17 protein-coding genes are annotated in these 16,845 nt (G+C 64.3%); 6 read left to right on the top strand and 11 right to left on the bottom strand.

Annotated elements, in window-relative coordinates; translation table 11 throughout:
- Window positions 1–11: 11 nt before the first annotated feature.
- The 5 genes from AB1411_00985 to AB1411_00965 form a co-directional block, all read right to left on the bottom strand.
- A complete protein-coding gene (locus tag AB1411_00985) occupies window positions 12–383 on the bottom strand; it encodes a GxxExxY protein (GenBank protein MEW6542165.1) in 372 nt (123 codons plus the stop codon).
- A 32-nt stretch (window positions 384–415) separates the two neighbouring features.
- Window positions 416–4,252: an NADAR domain-containing protein gene (locus AB1411_00980; GenBank protein ID MEW6542164.1), complete on the bottom strand. Its 3,837-nt coding sequence runs from the start codon at window positions 4,250–4,252 to the stop codon at window positions 416–418.
- The gene (locus AB1411_00975) at window positions 4,252–5,145 is read right to left on the bottom strand and encodes a hypothetical protein (GenBank protein ID MEW6542163.1); all 894 of its coding nucleotides are present in this window, start codon (window positions 5,143–5,145) and stop codon (window positions 4,252–4,254) included. The genes AB1411_00980 and AB1411_00975 overlap by 1 nt, the downstream gene beginning before the upstream one ends.
- An 86-nt stretch (window positions 5,146–5,231) precedes the next feature.
- Complete coding sequence (locus AB1411_00970; protein ID MEW6542162.1) at window positions 5,232–8,675, bottom strand: helicase-related protein; 3,444 nt, start codon at window positions 8,673–8,675, stop codon at window positions 5,232–5,234.
- Window positions 8,668–8,895: a helix-turn-helix transcriptional regulator gene (locus AB1411_00965; protein ID MEW6542161.1), complete on the bottom strand. Its 228-nt coding sequence runs from the start codon at window positions 8,893–8,895 to the stop codon at window positions 8,668–8,670. The genes AB1411_00970 and AB1411_00965 overlap by 8 nt, the downstream gene beginning before the upstream one ends.
- Window positions 8,896–9,420: 525 nt before the next feature.
- Here AB1411_00965 and AB1411_00960 point away from each other — a divergent pair.
- Window positions 9,421–9,687 carry a polymer-forming cytoskeletal protein gene (locus tag AB1411_00960; protein MEW6542160.1) on the top strand — a complete coding sequence of 89 codons (267 nt, stop codon included), beginning with the start codon at window positions 9,421–9,423 and terminating at the stop codon, window positions 9,685–9,687.
- Window positions 9,684–9,974 (top strand): hypothetical protein, encoded by a 291-nt coding sequence (locus tag AB1411_00955; protein ID MEW6542159.1) that lies wholly within the window; start codon window positions 9,684–9,686, stop codon window positions 9,972–9,974. The genes AB1411_00960 and AB1411_00955 overlap by 4 nt, the downstream gene beginning before the upstream one ends.
- Before the next feature lie 4 nt (window positions 9,975–9,978).
- Here AB1411_00955 and AB1411_00950 read toward each other — a convergent pair whose 3' ends face one another.
- From AB1411_00950 to AB1411_00930, 5 genes are all read right to left on the bottom strand, one after another.
- Window positions 9,979–10,560: a TIGR00730 family Rossman fold protein gene (locus AB1411_00950; protein MEW6542158.1), complete on the bottom strand. Its 582-nt coding sequence runs from the start codon at window positions 10,558–10,560 to the stop codon at window positions 9,979–9,981.
- A gap of 64 nt (window positions 10,561–10,624) precedes the next feature.
- A complete protein-coding gene (locus tag AB1411_00945) occupies window positions 10,625–11,071 on the bottom strand; it encodes a GatB/YqeY domain-containing protein (GenBank protein ID MEW6542157.1) in 447 nt (148 codons plus the stop codon).
- Window positions 11,072–11,158: 87 nt separating this feature from the next.
- On the bottom strand, window positions 11,159–12,163 hold the full coding sequence (locus tag AB1411_00940; GenBank protein ID MEW6542156.1) for a hypothetical protein: 1,005 nt from the start codon (window positions 12,161–12,163) through the stop codon (window positions 11,159–11,161).
- Between the two features lie 45 nt (window positions 12,164–12,208).
- Window positions 12,209–13,003, bottom strand: a complete 795-nt coding sequence (locus AB1411_00935) for a tetratricopeptide repeat protein (GenBank protein ID MEW6542155.1) — start codon at window positions 13,001–13,003, stop codon at window positions 12,209–12,211.
- A 1-nt stretch (window position 13,004) separates the two neighbouring features.
- Window positions 13,005–13,523, bottom strand: a complete 519-nt coding sequence (locus AB1411_00930) for a nuclear transport factor 2 family protein (protein MEW6542154.1) — start codon at window positions 13,521–13,523, stop codon at window positions 13,005–13,007.
- 211 nt (window positions 13,524–13,734) lie between these two features.
- Here AB1411_00930 and AB1411_00925 point away from each other — a divergent pair, with 211 nt between their 5' ends.
- On the top strand, window positions 13,735–13,923 hold the full coding sequence (locus AB1411_00925) for a hypothetical protein (protein MEW6542153.1): 189 nt from the start codon (window positions 13,735–13,737) through the stop codon (window positions 13,921–13,923).
- Window positions 13,924–13,937: 14 nt separating this feature from the next.
- On the opposite strand, the gene AB1411_00920 is transcribed toward AB1411_00925, so the two are convergent.
- The gene (locus tag AB1411_00920; GenBank protein ID MEW6542152.1) at window positions 13,938–15,308 is read right to left on the bottom strand and encodes an MFS transporter; all 1,371 of its coding nucleotides are present in this window, start codon (window positions 15,306–15,308) and stop codon (window positions 13,938–13,940) included.
- Window positions 15,309–15,458: 150 nt separating this feature from the next.
- Between AB1411_00920 and AB1411_00915 the strand changes: the two genes are divergently transcribed.
- The 3 genes from AB1411_00915 to AB1411_00905 all read left to right on the top strand — a co-directional run bounded on the left by AB1411_00915 (window position 15,459) and on the right by AB1411_00905 (window position 16,787).
- Window positions 15,459–16,118, top strand: coding sequence for a hypothetical protein (locus AB1411_00915; GenBank protein ID MEW6542151.1), 660 nt, complete (start codon window positions 15,459–15,461; stop codon window positions 16,116–16,118).
- Window positions 16,119–16,184: 66 nt separating this feature from the next.
- Window positions 16,185–16,454 carry a zinc ribbon domain-containing protein gene (locus AB1411_00910; GenBank protein MEW6542150.1) on the top strand — a complete coding sequence of 90 codons (270 nt, stop codon included), beginning with the start codon at window positions 16,185–16,187 and terminating at the stop codon, window positions 16,452–16,454.
- A gap of 60 nt (window positions 16,455–16,514) precedes the next feature.
- Complete coding sequence (locus AB1411_00905) at window positions 16,515–16,787, top strand: hypothetical protein (protein MEW6542149.1); 273 nt, start codon at window positions 16,515–16,517, stop codon at window positions 16,785–16,787.
- Window positions 16,788–16,845: the final 58 nt, after the last annotated feature.

Genomic DNA, 16,845 nt, shown 5'->3' with positions numbered 1-16,845 from the left:
CGGAGAAGAAATCATAGAATTCTCCTGCGGATGCCATCCTTCAGAACGGGCACGTTGAAGTTGATGAGCAACCCAAGCTTCCAACCGCCGAGCTTCAGATATGTGAGCAACTGGGCTTCGTGAATCGGTTCAATGGATTCGATAGCCTTAATTTCGACCACCACCGCGTTCTCGACCAACAAGTCGAGACGATAGCCGCAGTCAAGCTTGATTCCCTTATATTCGACCGCGAGGGGCCTTTGTCGCTCGTAACGAACCTTGCGAAGAGTCATCTCGTAACACAAACATTCCTCGTAGGCGGATTCCAACAGGCCAGGACCCAGCGACTTGTGAACTTCAATGGCCGCTCCTATGATTTGCTCTGTTCTCTTGTTCAGTTCCATCTCTGTGTCCTCTGTGTCTCTGTGGTGTATCCTCATCTCGGGACTGCCAGGAGCATCGCATCGAGCAGGCGTTTCTCCTCGCTGCCTTTCGGGTACAGGGCGGAGAGCGCGTTGGCGAGCCGGAGGAATTCTGGCCCGCGCTCCTGTTCTGCCTTCAGGAGAGCTCGCAGGGCGTTCGCTCGACCGCCGGCCTGAAGAAGCATCGCCATGTGGACGCGGTCGAGCGTCGTCGCTTCGCGGCTGGTCTCCAAGGCCTCGTCAGGTACGTCCGCGCCGGCCTTCCTACGCCCGCGACCACGCCCCTTGCCTTTCACCCCTGCTTCTTCGTCGTTCTCCGTGAAGAGCATCAGCTGGTGGATGTCCGCGGCAGGAGCCTTCTCCAGCCGCTGGGCGACGACCTCGGCGCCATCCTTTCCGAAGAGGATTCGGGTACGCTCCGCGACTGGGAAAAGGCGGACCACCCCCTTTTTCGTCTCGATGATCCGGCCTTCCCACTTGGGGAGGTTGATGCCCAAGGGCTGGGCGAATCGGCGTACCACGTCAAACACGAGGGTATAGCCCTTCGCCTTGGCCGACGCCGTTTCCTCTTCGTCCTCATCGTCATCGGCGGCAGAAACCTCCTCCTCTTCGTCCCCTCTCCCCCTGGGAGAGGGATGGGGTGAGGGTTGGGGTGAGGGTTCTCCACCGTTCGTGCTTTGAAGCGTCCAGAGGAACAACGCCGTCAAGCGCGCGTCTTCCTCGACGGCCCCTGCGGCGCCGTTCCGAGCCTTGGCCTCGGCTGTGCCGAGTACTTGCTCCAAGGCGGAACGCCCGACGACCTCCCACACCTTCTCCAGGTACTCGGCCAGCTTGACCTCTCGGCCATCGGCAGTCTCGACCCGGCTGTACCGGCTGAAGATCTCCAGGGCAGGTCCGATGCAGGCAAAGACGAGGTCCGCGCCGCGCACGCCCTCGTGCTGCAGCTGCTCCATCCAGTCGGCCACGCGCGCGGGCAGTTCTCGCAGCACGCTGGCCCAGTCGCCGATGGGGGCATCGTCGGGACGGGGACGGCAGATAAGATGGACGCTGGTGGCGAGAGCGGCGGAGTCCTGGGCACGGAGGCGCGATCCCATTTCCGTGGCGATGGGCCACGAGCCAGTAATGGTCCAGCCACCGCGGATCATGCCGGAGAGCAGTGCCTCCCAGCCCTCCGTGGTCTTGTGGGCGAAGACGACAGCACCCACGCCTTCCTCGCGCAGCACGCGCCGGCCCTCGGCGAAGGCTTTCGCCATCGCTTCCTCGTAGAAGGTCTTGTCCTTGGGACGGCCATCCTTGGTTTCCGAGCGCTCGTTCTGGACGGCTTCGCGGCTTTTCGGCGTGAGTGAATTCTTGGGATCGAACGGATCGCGCAGCAGTTGATGGCCCGGCAGCGCGCGCTTCAGCCACACCAGGAAGAAGTCCGAGAGATCCGCGTAGGGCACCGCGTCATAGTACGGCGGGTCGGTGAACCAGACGTGGGCGGTCTCGTCGGGGAGTGGATGCTCGGTGGCATCGGCGGGTTGCAACTGACCGCTATTCGAGCGAGGCCAGGCTTCGGCAACCTTCGCCACCCAGTCGAGCGCGCCTTCCAACCCGGTCCCTTCGCCGGCGTATGGATGGCCTTCGCAGAAGTCCCAGACGAAGGGTAATGCTTGGCGAGAAAACGTGTTAGCAACTTTCTCCCACGGATTGTCCCAACGGCAGACCGTGCTGAGCCTGTCCGCGCACCGATTGACGACGAGAGCCATTGCTTCCCGCACCGCATTGTCGGTTTTTTCTGACAGTCTGGAAGCCTGTCCCACCAACGTCACGAGCGCCACCTTCTGCCGCGCCGTGAACAGGTCGCCCCACTGGAGCATGCCGTAGCGCTGGACTCTGAAGCCCAGCGTGCCGATTGGCGGCAGCGGCTCATCCGGCACCGGGCAGAGACCCTGCTTGCCTCCGCGCTCCCAGTCGGCGAGCAGCTTCGCCACGCGCGCCTGCGCCTTGCGCACCGCCTCGTAATCGCGCTCGGTCGGAAGCCGATAATGCCGGCCCGTCTCGCCGGGCTTGAGCGTCACCACGGCAAGCAGCCGCGCCCCGCCGGTGCGCCGGCCCTGCTCATCGAAGGTGACGTCCGCCCCGCCGCGCTGCGCGGCGAGCTGCGCGCGCACTCGCTCCGGCGGCAGCACCGCTCCACAGCACAGGCACTTCGCTTTCGCGCGCGTGACGGTGCCGGCGGGCACCTCGCTCTCCGCCTTCGGCTCGAAGACCTCGAACGCCACGTGAGGATACTCACCACGGAGACACAGAGGGCACCGAGACTCCTCGTGTTTCTTCTCTGTGCCTCTGTGGTGAATCCTGTACCGCAGGGCACGCTTGCGGTTCGCCTTCTTCGCAAGCCAAAACGAGCGCATGAGCGGGATCTCCGCGCCGCAATTCGGCGACTCGCAGCGCACCGTCCGCGCCCAGAGATAGGTGATCGGCCCAGCACCGTCGGGGTCCATGGGGTAGAGGTCGGCCAGCTCTTTCTCTGCCTCGCGTTTGATCTCGGCGCCCACGCGGCGCAGCTCCTGCGCGAGTTCTAGCCCGTGCCGCGGAATGTCCTCCAGCATCACCTTGAGGATCAGGCATGCGACGGGATTGAGATCGCTGCCGAAGGCTTCGCAGCCCAACCGCAGTGCCTCGAGCGGGATAGACCCACCGCCCGCAAACGGGTCCACGATGAGCGGCGGCTCGTCGCCATGAGCGGCCTTTACGAGCCGTCGGCTGATGTCGAGGTAGTTCCGGTTTGCCGAGAGGTCCCAGTTGGCGAAGTCAGCGATGAACTTCAGCAGCGCCTTGCGCAGATCCTCATCCGTGGGGCCGACCCTGCCCTGAACGCTGGGCAGCAGTTCCCGGGCCTTCAGCTTGAAGCCCTCTGGGCAACGCCGATCGCAAGGGTCCGGCCAAAGAAGCCCGAGCAGCATTCCTCGGCAGGCGGCCAGCGGCCGCCGCGCCCACCACAGGTGCAATGTGCTCGGGTGCCCGTGCCGGATCGACTTCTCGCGAGCCGAGTGCTTCGACACCGCGGCAATCGGGAAGTCCACCTCTGCCAGGCGTTTGCATTCTTTCGGGATCACTCCATTGCTCCTGATTTCCTCGCTGATCCCTGACGCCGCTCCCTCTTCGTTCAGTGCGGCTTCAGGCTTTTGCTTGTGATAGCCGCTCGTGAGCGGAGTCGTTGCCTTGTCTCCACCACCAACAGGCACCGGCTCGCCGAACAGTTCCGCGCCGGCACGTTCGCGCGCACACACCTCCACGACACCGATTGGCTTTCCGAAGAGAAGGAACTGCGGAATGGCGAGTGGTTCGACGCGCCGCAGCCGCTCACGATCCGGGCTCCGTAGTTCCTCCCGCAGCTCCATTAGGAGCCGGCCAAGGACGTTTATCCCGACAAGAGTCGCCTCGTCGGTTCCCTTCGCGCCCCAGAAATCGTCCTTCCGAGACTCTTCGACAATCTGTCGGTCGCCCGTAGCCAGGAGCAGCTCGCCGAACTTCTGCCAGTTCTGGGCGAGCTTGGCCCGAAGGCACCACCGCATGATGTTCACGCGGACCTTCTCCCAGTCAGACCTCGTGTCCTTGCGGTGGGGCTTGCTCCTCATCTTGGCGGTCATGGGACTCGTCTGCTGAATGATCAGCCGCTGGACCTCGGGCTTGTGTGGAAACCGGCATGCCTGGTACAGCGCCTCGGACGTCAGAATCCGAACTCCGTTCACCTCAAGCGGAAAGCCGGACGCCATGTTCGAGAGACCACCGAACCGCTCGTTGGTCTTCCGAAAGACCACCGCGTCTTTTCGGTCATACGTTCGTAGTTCAGCGGCTCGGCTCATCAGTTCGTCTTCCTGGGGAACAACGGATACCAGGGGTCCCCGGCCCAGAACGCCAGCGGGCAGTTGTTCGGGCAGTTGCGGAAGGTCACCAGTAGCGACCCGAAGCCCAGCGTTTCCAACACCATGTTCCCAAGCGGTCTCTGGTACACCTTCAAGTAGGGACACATGGATCGGATTGTCGTGCCTGCCTTCAGGAACTCCTGTTCGAGCAGGTGGCGACCTCCCTCCGACGAGAAGAACTTGTTGTTGCCGACATTCCCTGGCTTCCTGAGGACCGGGGCGTAGTTCAATCTGGCCACGTACTCCCGGGTTAGGTCGTGGTCCGGCACCGCCGTGGGGCGGAGGACGTCAGAGGAATTGACGTAGGCCTTGCGATCTTCGATCTCGACGCATCGCCACCAATGGACGTCGACCTTCTTCCTTGCTTCCTCGGCGGCCTTCTCAATCCCGGTTCTTGCGTAGTACTGGCCGCCGCAGTGCTGAGCGATGGTCACGACGTGAACGGTGGCCTCCCCAGGCGCATCCGATTGAATCCAAGGGATGAGGTCGTTTCTGACGCGGTTGCCCGTGAAGATTCCATCGTCGAGGTATAGGTAGGCGTCAGGGTCCTCACCGCAGTCGTCGATCCTCAGGCCGCATTTGTCTTGGAGGATCGAGCTGAACATCTCCAGCATCTCGCGCTGGCTGTTGCCGCCTCCCTGGATGTCGAGGAACTCCACGTTCTTCCAAAAGGAACAAGGATCGCCGCCAGCCAGGTCCTTGTTCTTCACCAGGTGTGACAGGAACTTTTCCACCGTAGCCTTGGGGATGTAGGTGCGCTCCAAGACGTGGTCCAGTTCGGCCAGCATCGGCTCTTGGACTTGTTCGTCGAACTGTTCAATCCACTTCTCCACGTGCTCCGGCGTCGGCGCGTCAATCTCACCAGCTCGGTAGTCCGTGATGGTCTCCGCGATGGACTTGAGGAGGCGCGTTCGCTCGCTCATTTGCCATCCTCCCGATCCCCGTACGGCGGGGATTCTTCGCGTACCTGCATCGGCCTGGTCATCGCATCCACCGACAGGTAGTAGTGGGCCACCTTCGTGACCTCGTGCCACTCGAAGCGGGCGGGGTCCTTGATCGGTTCCTGAAGCTGGGGCTTGGTGCCGCAGTTGGTGACGACATAGAGCCAGTAGCAGTCGCGCCGGTCCTCGGCCACGCGACGTTCGTTCGGGGTGAGGAGGATGGTGCCCGTCGCATCGGCCAGGCCCTTCACCTCGATGAGGCGGAGCTGACCCGAGTTGATGTCCAGGCTGGTGACGTCGTACCCGAGGTTCTTCTCGTGGACGTCGTAGACCTGCCGACCTTGGGAGCGCTCGTACTCCATGACGACCCGCATGGCTGCGGCCTCGGTCTCCGGGTTGGGCTGCAACCGCCGGACTTCGGGCGTCTCGCGTTCGGGATGGGGCAGAACCAGGACGCTCGCCATCCGTTCCACAGCCTGAAGGGACAGCGCGCGCTGCTGATCGAGTTCCCTCCGCCGCCGTTCCCGGCGCTGGAGCAACTCGGCATGCCGGGCCTCAGCCTGGGCGAGCCGGCCTTCCGCGCCCTGCTCGCCACGATTGACGGCTTCCTGCGCCTTCCCAATCTCATCGTCCGCCCGCTGGAGGAGTTCGGTGAGCGACAGTTCTACGTGCTGGGCGATCCGCTCGACCTCGGCCAGGCGGTCCTTACGGGTCTCTTCTAGAAACGGGGTAAGCGCCTGCTCGTTGAGCCAGGCCGTCGCCTCGGGAACCGTGGCGACCGCGGGGCGCGTGTCCAGCGCGTCCGCCGGTGTGAAATTCCCAAGGAGGTTCGGCTCGCGGAGGGTCGGCTTCCCGTCGTCCGAGACCTCGACGGCGAAGAGTCGCTCGTGGATCACCTGGCCCAGGCCGTCCACAACACGGGCCCGGTAGAAGTCGATTCGCGCGGGCGCATCATGCTGGAGGGAGTAGAAGGTCGCCCCCTTGCCGAAGACGTCGAGCGCCTGCGCGTAGGTGTGCCGCCGGATCGCCTCGAAGAGAGGATGGCCGGGCGTGACCCACTCCAGGTTGTTCGTCTCGGCCGTCTCCCGGTCCGTCGAACAGCGGGGGTACTTGGCCGCCAGCTCCGGTAACTTCCAACTCGGGTCGCTCTCGTAGCGGCGCAGCGCCGGCGGAGTCCTTCCGGGCTCGAACGTGTGCGGAAGCCGCGGAAAGGTCTTGAGGGCAAGCGGGACGAACTCGGCAGCCTCCCGGATGAATCGCGCGATGGTCTCGGGCACAACGCGCCGCTCCTGGGCCCGCGCCCGGCGCTCAATGAGCATCTCCAGGTTGAGTTTCTTCGAGGCCAGCCCCTCAAGGGCGTTCTGGCAGATCGCGCGGAACTGGCGCTCGTCCACGTTCCGCAAGAGCCGTTCCTCGAGGTCGGCGTCGCCGAGGCGCCCGGCATAGTAGTCGCGCAGCACCCGCTCCACGTGTGCCGCCGGGAGAACCTCGCCGACCACGTTGAAGACCGCGTCGTCGTCGAGGGCGTCGCGGATCTCCTGGAGTTTCTCCAGCAGCCGCTGAAGCACCCGACCCTCGATGGTGTTCGTGGCCACGAAGTTGAAGATCAGGCAGTCCTTGCGCTGGCCGTACCGGTGGATGCGGCCCATGCGTTGCTCGAGGCGGTTCGGGTTCCACGGGATGTCGTAGTTGAAGAGGATGTTACAGACCTGGAGGTTGATCCCTTCGCCGGCCGCCTCCGTTGCGACGAGGACCTGGATGTCCCCTTCGCGGAACTGCTGCTCCGCGTGGAGACGGGTCCCGCGCTCGTCGCGCGAGCCCGGCTTCATCCCGCCGTGGATGCACCCGACCCGGAAGCCCCACGACTTCAGCCGCTCCACCAGGTAGTCGAGCGTGTCCTTGAACTCCGTGAAGACGAGCAGCCGCTTCTCCGGGTGGTCGAAGAAACCCTCCTGCTGGAGCAGTTCCTTCAGCTTTGAGAGCTTAGCTTCCGCGCCGGAGTCCTCGACCGTCTGGGCCTGGCCGGCCAGCGCCTTGAGCTCCTGAATCTCCTCGTGGATCTGCTGGGCATTGCCCGCGAGCGTGATGGCCTCCAGCCTCTCCTCGAGGCGCTCGCGTTCGCTCTCCTCCATTTCCTCCAGCTCATCCGGGTCGGGAAGGTCAAGCGGGGCCGATCGCGCGAGGTCCTGGGCGCGCTTCAAGCCGTCTTCCAGACGCTTGGCCCGGTTCTCGAGCGAGTGGCGCATCGCGTAGGTGCTTGAAGCCAGCCGCCGCTGGTACAGGGACATCAAGAAGCCCACGGCACGAGCCCTCGGGTCATCGCCCTGCGCCGCCGCCTTAGTGCTCTGCTGCTTCACGAAGCGGGTGATCTCGCGGTACAGGTCGAACTCCGCTCCGTCGATCTGGAACTCCACGGTGTGCGGGATTCGCTTCGTGAAGATCTTCTCGGCCGCCCACGTTCCGTCGGTCCGGCGATCCGGGAAGTAGACCATCGCCTCCTTGGTGCGGCGCAGGTAGAAGGGCGCGCGCCGGCGGTCCATGGCCTCCCTGATGGACCGGACGTCCGCGTAGGCGTCCGCGTCCAGGAGCTGGAGGAACAGGCTGAAGTTCAGAGGATCGCCCTTGTGCGGCGTGGCCGTCAGTAAGAGCATGTGGTCGGCCGTGTCCCTCAGCAGCTCGCCCAGCTTGTAGCGCATGCTCTTGTGGGTCTCGTCGGCCGCCGACATGCGGTGAGCCTCATCCACGATGACGAGGTCCCACTGGACCTGCCGCAGCCCCGGCAGAATCTCCTGCCGCTTGGCGAGGTCGAGCGATGTGATGATCCTTTTCTGCTCTAACCACTGATTGACGCCGAACTGATCGCGGATGTCGTCGCCCTTCAGGACGAGGAACTTCTCGTCGAACTTCTCCTTCAGCTCACGTTGCCACTGGAAGGAGAGGTTGGCGGGGCAGACGATCAGGATGCGCTCGGCAAGACCACGGAGTTCCAGCTCGCGGATGAGGAGCCCCGCCATGATTGTCTTTCCGGCGCCAGCGTCGTCCGCCAGGAGGAACCGAACCCGCGCCAGCTTGAGAAGGTAGTCGTAGATCGCCTCGAGCTGATGGGGCAGCGGGTCCACGCGGGAAATGGACAGGCCGAAGTAGGGGGCGAACTCGTAGGCGATGCCGAGGGAGTAGGCCTGCAGCCCGATCCGAAGAAGGCGCCCGTCGCCATCGTAGGTGTGCCGCGCGTCCAGGATAGTGAGAGCCTCGAGATCGCGACTCGTGAGGGTGACTTTGCGGAACCGCTCTGACTGCGTGCCGACCAAGCCGGCAAGCCAGGTATCTGGTCCGTTGGGCCGGACCGTTTCCACTCGCATCGGCTCGTTGAACAGCGAGCCGGTCAGAATCTGGCCTTCCCACAGAGGTTGCTTCTCACTCATGGGGCCGTCGCCTCTTGCTGGGCTTCTTGTTCTCTGCGTCCAGTTCTTCCTTCAACTCCCAGAGCCGCTTTACGAGGAAAGGCAAGGGCACGCGCTTGCCGTTCTCCCAGTGGTTCACGGTGCTGTAGGTGACACCCACCTTGTGGGCGAATTGCTCCTGAGTCAGGTGGAGCCGCTCGCGGAGCTCCTTGACGAGCGCGGGGATATCATTGTTTTTCATGCTGTCACTCCGAGGCTCACCGTGACCGAGCGTGTAGTCGCGGGCACCATGTTATGCTACATAGCGATTCCTGGCAAGCGCGCAGGAGCGCAGGGGGGAAATAGCGGCGGAACTGGAGCCTTGTCGTGACTCGCTATTTTGTGGGGCTGGCTCACCAAGGGGCACATGCGGAATCCGCTTGCGCTTAGGCCTGGACGGGTTCGAGTTCCATCGGCTCCACCCTGTGCCTTCCAAGCCACGCTCTTGTAGGGAATTCCATCCAGGCGGAGAGCCACGCTTATCAAGGAGTTAGATGATTGGGGCACGACAGGGTGTAGGACACTGCCTCCAACCATGTCTTCCGGAGGCCAGGAGAATCCCTCTATCCGGTTGAAATCGTGCTGCTCTTTCAAGGTGGCCGGTCGTGGTCTCCGCTTTGCTCGCTCTGTCACTCTGATTGAGGATGCAATCCGGGGGGGACCGCGAGCGCACTCGAAGGGAGGGCGAGCGGTGGTGATGATCGGCAGAGCCAAGGATGAGGAGAGCATGACGTTGCTGAGCGACGGCATGGACCTGACCGTCACGGTCACGGAAACAATCCGTCTGGTCAAGCCCGGCGTCCTGGTCGGGGAGGTGCACACCCCCTGTTTGGCCATCGAGGAAGGGGCCTGCTTTCAGGGGCGCAGCGACATGGGCAGGGTGCCGAGGCAGGAGCCGGGAACGGGGCGGGAACAGGGGAACGGGTCAGGGGTGGAGGTCGGGCCTGTGGAAGACAGACAGCCTGAGGTTCAGTTGGTGGGAGGTTCGCCATGAGCATGCCGGTCCACAAGCAGGACGTGCCCTTCGCCGACCAGCCGCTCCGGTCTTCCGGGATTCCGCAAGAGGGGCAGGATCAGGGAGAAGCCCGGACGATCCTGCTCGTTGACGATGATCCGGCGACCCTGGCCGTGTGCGAAGTCTGCCTCCGGGATGCGGGCTATAAGGTCCTCCGGGCCAGGAGCAGCGAGGAGGCGCTCCGCGGCGGCAGTCCGTTTCTGAGAAAGCCGTTCAGCCTGGAGGCGCTGGTCCGGCTCGTGCGCGACTCGCTCAGCTCCTCGTGACCTGCTACGCTTCCGCCTGCTCGATCCACCGATCCTTCACCGGCGACCGGTAGCGGGCCAGCGCGGCGAGGAGGGCGTCCGGCTCCCTGGCTTCCACCACGAGCGACCGGTTGACGGCGTTGAGGAATCCCTCGCGCACCAGCCGATCGAAGAGCGCGAGCAGCGGGTCGTAATAGCCCTCCACGTTCAGGAGCCCGCAGGGCTTGTGGTGGATGCCGAGCTGGGCCCAGGTCAGCACCTCGCAGAACTCTTCCAGCGTCCCGTAGCCGCCCGGGAGCGCGATGAAGGCGTCGGCCAGGTCCGCCATCAGGGCCTTCCGCTCGTGCATCGAGCCGACCAGGCGCAGGTCGGTGAGGCCCGGGTGCGCCGCCTCCTTCGCCGTGAGCCCCTTGGGAATGACCCCGATCACCTCGCCGCCGCCGGCCAGGACCGTATCGGCCAAGACCCTCATGAGGCCGATGCCCCCGCCCCCGTAGACCAGCCCGAGCCCCTGCCGGCAGAGGGCCGCCCCCACCTGCTTGGCCGCCTCCTGGTAGACGGGCCGGAGTCCGGCACTGGACCCGCAAAAGACGCAGACTCGTTTCACGCGATCTCCCGGATGGCCCGGTGCGGGGAGGGAACGGGACGGGCGGACGAGGAAGCGCGGGCGGTCACCGGAGCTTGGCGCGCACCAGCTCGCTGACCTGTTTGCCGTCCACCGGTTGGCCGGCCAGGCGAGCCATGACGGTTTTCATGACCGGTCCCATGTCCTTGGGCGAGCTGGCGCCGGTCTCCCGGATCACGGTCTCGATGACGGCGAGGAGCTCCTCCTGCGACAGAGCCTTGGGCAGGTAGCCCTCGATGATCGCGATCTCCTTCTGCTCCTTGGCGGCCAGATCCTCCCGCTTCCCCTTCTGATACTGCTCGACCGCCTCCTTGCGCTGCTTCACCAGGGAGGCCAGAACGCGGGCCATCTCGGCGTCGTCCAGGGGCTTCCTCAGCTCCAGCTCCTTGTTCATCAACGCCGCCTTGACCATGCGGATGACGTCCATCCGGAGCCGGTCCTTGGCCTTCATGGCCTCTTTGAGGTCCTGGGACAGCCGGTCGGGCAGGGACATGGCGACCTCCGCAGCGGGGCGTGAGGACCCGCGCCCCCATGATAGAGACGGGGGCGCGAGGAAGCAAGGCCGAGCGAAGCGAAGGGCCTAATGCTTCATGGCGGAGGTTGTGGTGTCGGGACACCTGCCCGGGGTCATGTAGAGCAGGTAGTTGCCCATGCCGTGGTTCAGGATGGTGCTTTGCAGGGGACGGTGATACACCATGACCATTTCGTAGTCGTCGCGGGTGTTGACCTCGAAGCCCTTCGAGTCCCGGTAGATCTGGTGCGGGAGGAACGATCGGAGCGCTCCGTCCTGTTCGACGTCCGGAACGGTCCTGAGCAGGGTCTGCCTGGTCGTCTTGTCTTCCAGGGCGATCAGGAGCAGCTGGTCGTGCCCGTGCGGATAGACGAATTTCACGCAACCGTCCATGAGGAACTTGAGCGGGGCCCGGTCCACCTGCAGACCCGGTTGAATCTCGATGCCTTCGTCGCTCTCGTCCTTTCGCCGCTGGTCGAACTTGCTGTAGCAGACGACGTTGACGCCGACCTGATACACGTCCATTTCCTGCATCGGTGTGCCCTTCGGGGCGAACTCCATCGTGAAGGTGGCGATCACGTCCTTGGTCGGAGGCGCGCCATGGTAAAACGCGACGATCGCCATGATCTTCTCGCTCTTGCCGAGCCTGACCCCGTACCCCTCGGGGAACCGGCTCTCGTTCATTTCCATGCCGGCGCCGCCGAAGAACAGCGGCTCTCCCTTGCACGAGACTCCTTGCCGGTCCAGGTTGATGAGCAGGATGTGGTGCAGATACTGCTTGGGAAGCGGCTTGCCGTCTTTGGCGAAGATCGCCGACTTGTACGAAACCAGCATCCGGTCTTCCGGCAGTTGGAAGATGTGTTTGGGAATGCTGGCGGCGAGTTCGCCGTCGTGCCCCGTCGGCAGGTCCACAGGCCCGAACGTGAGGGTCAGGCGGTTCTCTTCGAGGGTGACCTTGGTCTGCGCTTCTTGCGCCGGCTGATGCCCCTCGTGGTGGTGCCCGCTGTCCGCCTGAGCCGTTCCGGTCAGGGCCAGCCAGAGGGCCAGGGCGAAAGTTGTGACGAACCCGTTCATGTGTGTCTCCTTCAGTCGCATGCAATGCTCGCTGAGTCCGCGGGCCTACTTTGTGCCCGATTCCGTCGGCTGCTGATGATTGAGGGAGTTCAGGAGACGCTCCGCCTCGGGCCGGTACCGGCGGGCCCAGGGGTACGGATCGCTGGGACGCTCCATGTTGACGACGGCCACCAGCTCCTTTCTGGCCGCTTCTGGGTCGCGCCGCTGCAGGTACATCTTGGCCAAGTCGAGCCGGGCGTGCGAGTAGTTCGGCTCCAGCGCGACCGCCCGCTTGAGGTACTCCAGCGCGACGGCTTTGTTCCCGCCCATGAACTGTGGCAGCTCTTCGAGCATCATGCCGGCCATGTGCAGGGCCGGCACGTGGTCCTTTTGCAATTCGAGGGCGCGCCGCGCGTGCTTCTTGATCTCATCCAGCGCCAGCAGGGAGGCGGCCAGGCCCTTGACCTCGGCTGCGCTTCCCAGATTGGCGGCGTAGAAGTAATGGGCCTCGGCATTGGCTTCGTGCAACTCCAATGCCTGCTTGGCCTGCCTGGCGCCCTCTTCGAAGGCGGCCAGCTTCTGCTCCTTTTCCGTGTAGAGGTCTTCCCCCAGATCCAGGTAAATGGCCGCCAGTTTGATCAGGAGTTGCGGGTCCGACGGATTCTGCTGGAGGGCCTCGCGGGTGGCTTTGAGATCCCGTTCGAGCGACTGGGGATAATCGGGGGGCGGTGCGGATGGCTCGGAGGCGGCCGGCAACGCGCCGATCCCAGCCAGAAAGAGGACCGCCAGCGTCGGGATCCACCAAAAATTGGCGCGCGGTTGAGCGAGCGAGGCGTTCACGGTCGCGTGACCATCGTCCATGTTATTGGAGAGGCGGGAAGGCCGGGCTCGCGCCAGGTCCGAGCGCGATCTCGCCTCCGAAGGACTCGTGGAAGTTGACCAGAATCCACCGGCCGTCGCGGCGTTCGAGCACGCCCGTCTCGCGCAGCGGCAAGACCATCCGCGCCTGGTCCTTGCCGTCCCCGACATATCGGATATAATCCATCTCCATGGCGAACCAGGCGGTCTCGGCCCTGGTCCAGACCTTGAGCTGGGTGACGCGGATCTCGATGCGCGTGGCCGACTCGAACTCGGTCTGCATGTCGCGCGCGAAGTCGGGCCAGCCCACGTACTTGCGCCCTTCGATGGTGTAGCTGATGCTGTCCTCGTCGTGGGCCATCAGCCGGGACAGGGTGGCCAGGTCCTTCTCGACGTTCGCCTTCACCAGCGTCCGGAGCACTTCTTCCGGGCCGGACGAATCGGCCGCCATGCCGTTCGCTGCGGCCAGCAGGAAGATGACGGCTGAGACGAACCCTGCGACGGGCTTGCACAGGTCGGGCATGCGCTTACTCCACAAGGATGAAGAGAGATCGGGAATACTGGACCGCGGCTGAGAATCCGGCACACGCTACAGGGGTGAGGGGGAGAAGTCAACGACTATTTCCATTGTGGCATGGGCGGCCATTCCAGAAAAAGTTGAGACGGCGTCAGGTAAATCCCGGAGGCAAAAGATGGACAGAATAAGGAAGAGCCAGAGTATCTCAAGAGAAGCCATGCTTTGGACCGGCGTGCTGGCCCTCTCGATGTTGGGCTTCTTGGCCGCGGCCGGGTGCGCGCAGGATTCTCAGAAGCCGCCTCCCCAACAGCAGATCCGGAGCGACTCCGACCGTTTCTTCGACAAGGTGAAGCAGGAGGAGCGGCAGCAAGGGACCGGTCCTCAGGGACAAGGAACTGATCGGTAGGGCGGATGCGGCCTTTACGGTTCCTGTCTGGCGGCCAGGCCTCCGATGGCCTCGGTCAAGGGCTTGATGAGAGGGAGCTCCGCCACCAGCTCCCGGTGTGAAATCGGCTCGACGGGCCGAGGCTCGTGGAACGACCGGAGCAGGCTGAGGGACACGAGCAGCCGCAGGAGCCCCGAGACGAAGAAGACGATCGGAAGGTTGGATACGAACTGGAGCGTCAGCCCGGGTAGGGCGATCGTCGCCGGGACCAGGCCGGCCAGCCAGCTTCCGAGCATCGCGCCGGCGAACCAGCCCAGGGCGTTGACCGTGTTCCAGACCGCCACGCCCTTGGCCCGGTCCTCCGGCCGGACCGCGTCGAAGACGTAGTTCTGCAAGCCCAGAGACAATCCTGCCCAGATGACCCCGCCGAAAAAATTGAGCGTGGCGACGAAGGACAAGCTCGTGCCGGCCAGATAGAGCATCGGGAGGAACGGCACCAGCAGTCCGGTTGCCACCAGGACCTTTTTGTTGCCGTACCGGTCGCTGATCCGTCCCCAGGGCTTGAGGGTGACGACCTGCCCCAGCAGCCCCGCCGCCAGCCATCCCGTGTACTCCAGGTAGCTGAAGTGCAGGTCCCGCAGCATGTAGATCACGAAAAACGGGCCGGCGATCAGCACGCTGACGTGCATGAGGCAGGAAAACAGCAGGAAGTTCTTGAAGTTCGCGCTGTGCTCGTGCCGGAGGAATTCCAGCAGACGGAATTCGGCCTCGTGCGCAACAGGCACGGCGCTCTCCGCGATGCCGGCGAGGTAGGGAATCGACGCGGAGCGGATGACGGCGGCGGCCAGGAACAGGATCGCGAACCCCACCCAGGGCGATTCCCAGGTCTTGCCAGACTGGAGCACTAGCCCGGCCCAGCAGAGGGCCGTGAAGCTGGCCACGGCCATGACCCTGGCCCGTCGGGCAAAATAAGCCCCCCGGTTCCCCGGCTCGACCAACGAGGCGATCAGACTGTTCCAGGCGGGGATCGCGAAGTGCCCCATGGCGACGTACGCGGCGGCGCAGCCGATCAGGAGCCAGGGGCCCTGCGCGGGGAACAACAGAGGCAAGGTTAGGAGCGGGACCCAGAGGGCGGCTTGACCGACGGCGCCGGTCAGGATGATGGGCTTTCGGTGCTGGAGCCGGTGCAGGGCCTTGACGGACAGGAGCTGTGCCCAGGTGCCGACCAGTTGGGGGAGGGCGGACAGGAGCCCGATCTGAAACGGTGAGGCGTGGAGCAGAAGCGCAAAGGCGGAGAGGTAGTTTTCCCCGCCTCCCTGCTGCACGGCCTGCAGGCACCCTTCGCGAATACCATAGCGGCGGCTGCGCTCGGCTGAGTCCGGTTGATCGTTCCTCTGCTCCGTCACGGGCGCATTATAACAGATGGGATCTCTCTCCCGGTTTTCGGAGCGGCGGACGGAACCGTGCCCTGTTGCCATTTCCGCTTCCTTTGCAGTAGGCTAGATTCCGAGGGGACGGTTCAGGTTCCGATAGGGTCAGAGCGGGAAGGGATGCCAATGGCCCGACGGACCGACAGGGAGAACTGGCGAGGGTGGCTCGGCTTGCTGGGCGCCTGGCTGCTCGTGTGGGGAGGCGCCCTCCTCCATCCGGGGACGAGTGAGGCCCGGGATCTCCTCGTACCCAAGGAGCAGGAGGCGACGGAGATCGATCCGACCAAGAGCCCCTCCTTCGATCTGCAGAAGCGCGGCGTGCCCCAGTCCATCTTCGTATGGATCCAGATGGCCAAGGGCTACGAAGTGGAGTGGGACTCCTTCGGTCGGAAAGGTTGGTACACCCAGGACCCGCGGCTCAAGCCGATCGAGCCCGGCACCACGACGTTTTCGCCGGACGCGCCGGCCGTGTACATCGTCTTCGAAGTGGCGCCCCTGGAGGACCCGGCGCAGTTCAGCGCCCAGTGGTTTCTGGAAGACGAGAAGGGGAACCTCTCCGAGCAACCCCTGGGACGGGATACGTTGGAGGTGCCGGGCCACGAACGGTACGGGTACCTGGAGCTGAAGAAGCCGGCCAGCGGGAATTGGCCGAAGGGCGCCTATCTGGTCAAGCTCTTCGTCACGCCGCTGGGACAACAGCCCTTCCACGCCGTGAACCAGGTCGGGACCATGCGGTTTACGATCGCCGACCAGCCCGGCTCGTCCGGGGCTGCCGTGTCCAAGTAGGCCCGCCGGGAGCAGCGATCCTCCTGTCCATTTAATCTGGGAAAGCCGAGCGGGGAGCCGATCACGATGCCGATCTACGAATATGTCGCCGACCGATGCGACCGCCAGCCGCCCTGCTCCCGCCAGCGGGAATATCTCCAACGGGTGCAAGAGCCGCCCCTGGCCCGGTGCCGGGATTGCGGGGCGCCGATCCGACGGGTCCTGTCCTCGTTTGCGGCCCGGTCCGGGGCGGTGGGGGCGTCGTCGCCCGATCCGACCCCGCTGAACGTCACCGGCATTCCGGCTCCCTCCAGCATGCCGACCGGGGAGGGCTCCTGCGGACATGACCATGAATAAAGACGTGAGACGCGAGACGCAAGACGTGAAAGGAAAGCCCAGGCACGGGAGTTGGGGCGGATGAAGGTGACGGACCCGGAGAAGCTGGCGCTCCTCTATGAACGGTTCAAGGACGTGTGCCTGGTCGAAAAGGAAGTCTGGAAGGAGATCTTCCTGCCGCGCGACGTGACCAAGGGACTGATCCTGACCAACGTGCAGGATCGCTACGAGGTCGTGATCGACGATCCCGAGGTCGAGGCGACGCTGGAGGCCAACATTCCCCTGGGCGGCAAGTCGCTGGCGGCTGCTGTCCAGCAGTATCGGGACCACATCAGCTTCATCAAGAAAGGCTAGAGGCGCGAGGCAAGAGGCTCGGGGAAGAGAAGTCCGAGCAGAGTAGAGCAGAGATGGA

The organism is Nitrospirota bacterium, assembly GCA_040757595.1.
Lineage (GTDB): Bacteria > Nitrospirota > Nitrospiria > Nitrospirales > Nitrospiraceae > JBFLWP01.
Note: the sequence above shows the minus strand (reverse complement) of the source record. Positions and strands in the feature narration are given on the sequence as shown.